Source organism: Saccharospirillum impatiens DSM 12546 (assembly GCF_000423605.1).
GTDB lineage: Bacteria > Pseudomonadota > Gammaproteobacteria > Pseudomonadales > Natronospirillaceae > Saccharospirillum > Saccharospirillum impatiens.
In genome coordinates this window covers 92,975-96,077 of the sequence record NZ_KE384062.1, presented here as the reverse complement: position 1 = coordinate 96,077, position 3,103 = coordinate 92,975, and the positions used below count along the sequence as shown (strand labels likewise).

At 50.9% G+C, this 3,103-nt stretch carries 4 protein-coding genes; 1 reads left to right on the top strand and 3 read right to left on the bottom strand.

Translation table 11 applies throughout. The annotated features are described in order from the left end of the window. Positions 1-1,058: hypothetical protein (locus G565_RS27155; RefSeq protein WP_028672690.1), on the top strand; the 1,058-nt coding region annotated here is incomplete at its 5' end. A 26-nt stretch (positions 1,059-1,084) separates the two neighbouring features. Here the strand turns inward: G565_RS27155 and G565_RS25550 are convergent. The 3 genes from G565_RS25550 to mntA all read right to left on the bottom strand — a co-directional run bounded on the left by G565_RS25550 (position 1,085) and on the right by mntA (position 2,891). Next, positions 1,085-1,957 carry a formylglycine-generating enzyme family protein gene (locus tag G565_RS25550; RefSeq protein WP_051208435.1) on the bottom strand — a complete coding sequence of 291 codons (873 nt, stop codon included), beginning with the start codon at positions 1,955-1,957 and terminating at the stop codon, positions 1,085-1,087. A 140-nt stretch (positions 1,958-2,097) separates the two neighbouring features. Continuing rightward, positions 2,098-2,508 carry a type VII toxin-antitoxin system HepT family RNase toxin gene (hepT, locus tag G565_RS0121910; RefSeq protein WP_028672691.1) on the bottom strand — a complete coding sequence of 137 codons (411 nt, stop codon included), beginning with the start codon at positions 2,506-2,508 and terminating at the stop codon, positions 2,098-2,100. Next, complete coding sequence (gene mntA, locus G565_RS0121905) at positions 2,493-2,891, bottom strand: type VII toxin-antitoxin system MntA family adenylyltransferase antitoxin (protein ID WP_028672689.1); 399 nt, start codon at positions 2,889-2,891, stop codon at positions 2,493-2,495. Before mntA ends, hepT begins: the two co-directional genes overlap by 16 nt. Positions 2,892-3,103 lie beyond the last annotated feature (212 nt).

The following is a 3,103-nucleotide window of genomic DNA, read 5'->3' as shown; positions in this document are numbered from 1 at the left end:
CCGGTGCCAAGGTTTTGCTAAGCGGCAACGTCGATATCAGCATGAACGGCGGCCAGCCTGAAATTCGGGGCGTAGGTGCCGACGAAGCCATTCAAGCGCAACAGAACGACCCGCACTTTGTACCGGCCGATGTGCAATTGAATGCCTTTACAGGGGTATCCGGCGGTTGTGGCGTCAGCGGAGCCATTGAATGGGACAACCTGGAAGCCCGTACCGATGACCAGCCAGCCTTTCGGGCGCTGGCTGAATTGGGTGGCGAGTTCCAGGCCCGGGCGGGTACCGGCTTTACCCTGGGTTTCTACATAGGCTATGAAGATGGCAAGTACATGGTCAGAGCCAAGGCGGGGGCTGCGCTTGGCGTCGGTGCCAGCGGGGAGATGGTGGCCACCGTGGGCATTAACGCCCTGATCGATTTTGTGCAGTTTGTGTATCACCAGTTGATGAAGTTTGATTTTCGGAAGTTGGAGATTATCGACAATGATGCTTTTATGGTATTGCACAAAGTAATTTCAGGTGTAATGGCAACAGGTCTTGCGTTAGCGGATGGATTACTTAGTTCCATTCAAGCAGTTGATGTTTGGTGGGATACGCTGAAACTTCCTTTTGAAGAGAATGAGCTTGCTCATCAGTTAGCCGAGAACATTCTAACAGACAAGCAAGACCTGTTGCAGTTCGCACCACCAGAATCCAAGGCATCGATGTTAAGAACACTCTGTGCTACCAAGAAAGTCTGGCTGCACCCGGACAATTGGAGCTTGAATGGTTTTACCGAAATCCGTGAAGAGGCGATAGTCAAAATACTTGAAACGATAACCTGTAAGCGTGAATATACTGAAATTACTGAGCGCATGGGTCCCGATGGTCCATTACACCCCAGTCTGACCGGCTGGAAGGCGTGGGATGGGTTTGATCTGATCAGTGGATCACTCGATGGTGTTGAAGCACGCTTCTTCAGTTACTGGCGAGACAATCTTCCAGAGCAACCTGCTAGAAACGCTACAGCCTCAACTGCTGCAACAATGGCCCAAGCCGGCTACACACTGACTCGTCAGGTTTAACTAACGATGGGAATAGATTAAGTTGGCTACGAGCCAGAGCTTGGCTCTTCTAAGTTCAATGCACATCGAAATCCTGCTAATTTGTATTCCTGTTCAATATCATCGATTTCCCCCCTTACTATAACGTTGCTACCAGTAAATGTTTCAGCGTAGGTACCACCTCTAACAATCTTATGGGATCCTGTTGCGGGTCCTTTTGGATTGCTACTGGGCATTTTTTTATAATAGTCTTTGTCATACCAGTCGTTTACCCAATCTGCAATGTTTCCAGACATATCATAAAGCCCAAGTGGGTTGGGCGGAAAGGTACCTGAAGGAAAAGCATGATTCACACCATCCTCATAATTTTCACCCAAGCGTATCGTCCCATCGTCAGTACCGTAAATCACATCCACACCCCGGCTTCGGGCCGCATATTCCCACTGCGCCTCGGTGGGTAAGTCAAAAGGATCGCCGGTAATTTCCGCTAACCATAAACAGTAATTCTTGGCACCCGTCCAACTCGTTCCAGCAGGATATTGAGGCTCACGCCACTCCTGCCCGACTGCCCAGTCTTCATCGAGCGTTCCGGGCAAGTTATTCGCCGCCGTATAAATGTCAAAATCCCGGTAACTCACTTCATAGGCACCGATGGAATAACTGTCGAGCGTCACTTCCACTGCCGGTTTGTTATCGTCACCCATGGTGGAGTAAAGCCCATCGTGCATGATGTCGCCCATCAGAAACTCACCACCTTCGACAAACACCATTTGCTCATAGGTGCGGTCGATCAGTGCGTCGATGTCGGCCTCGGTGACCTTGAGGCGTGGCAGGTGTTTGGAGGGGTTTAGATTCAAGGCGTAGAAGGTGACGCCGCCGATAATAAGAATGGCGATGCCCAGCCAATAGCGCGCTTTCATTGAGTGATCCTTACTCGGGTTGGTTATTGGGGCAGTGTATCAAGTTTGGCTGTGGGGGATTGGGACGGGGTCACAGATTTGGAGCTGCGAGCTTTGAGTTTTAAGCTGTTAGCTCGTAGCTCGTAGCTCGTAGCTCGTAACTAAGTATTCAAAATCGCTCGAGCGAAGGCTTTGAAATCGTCCAGGTAATGGTTACCAATGGTGTGAACGATAGCCCAGTCTATTTCATCGTAGCTGTGGACCATGATGTTTCGAAACCCTACGGCTTTCTTCATCCGGCTGGCCAGTTCAGAATCGATTAGCCCGCCGCTGGCAAGCACGTCAAAGGTTTGGCCCATGGTCTTGGGTGCCGGATAGTCACCATGCTCAGACAACCAGTGTGCCGCGAGGTCGATACACAGTTGAACGGCACGGGTTAGGTTCAAAGAGACAATGTCTTGGGCGTCGGGGTCGCTTTGCAGTGCCTCTACTGTAGACGGCAAACGGGTTCTGACGCGCTCTAAATAGCGTCGTAGGGATTCAATTTTCTGGTCGACTATGGCTCTATCCATGCTTTTCGGCGCTCTTGAAGGATGCGTTGCTGGTACCCGGCAAAATCTTCCTGGAGCATGATGCTTTTGAACAGGAGGTCACCTTTTGCTTCTGTACCGCCGCGTACCATAATGCCTTTTTCAACAATCTCACCCAGCAAAGGCTGCCCGACATCACGCAGGTCTACCAGGTCAACCGGGCGGCCCGTTTGATTGGCCAGATCTGACATCAACTTCATTTTTTGTGTGGCGCTGATGATCGCGGGCAACTGCACGGCAAGGTCCAAGTCACTGCTGGCGGTTTCACGGCCTTCTGCAAGGGAGCCAAATAACACGGCGATGCTTATTTCCGGCCAATCGGTTAACGCTGTTTCAATTTGCCTGATTGTTTCAGTTAAGGCCATGGGATCCGGGTTGGTTGGGTTTGGCCTCAGTGTAGCGGGAAGTTGACTGACGTGAAACATGAACAGACGCAGGACATTTAGTGACGCAAAACATGAAGGGACGCAGAACATTGAAAGACGTAAAACATGAAGTGACGTAAAACACGAAGAGACGTCAGTTCAAGCCCGACGTCAGTTCGTGTCCTGCGTCCCTTCGTGTCCTGCGTCCCTTC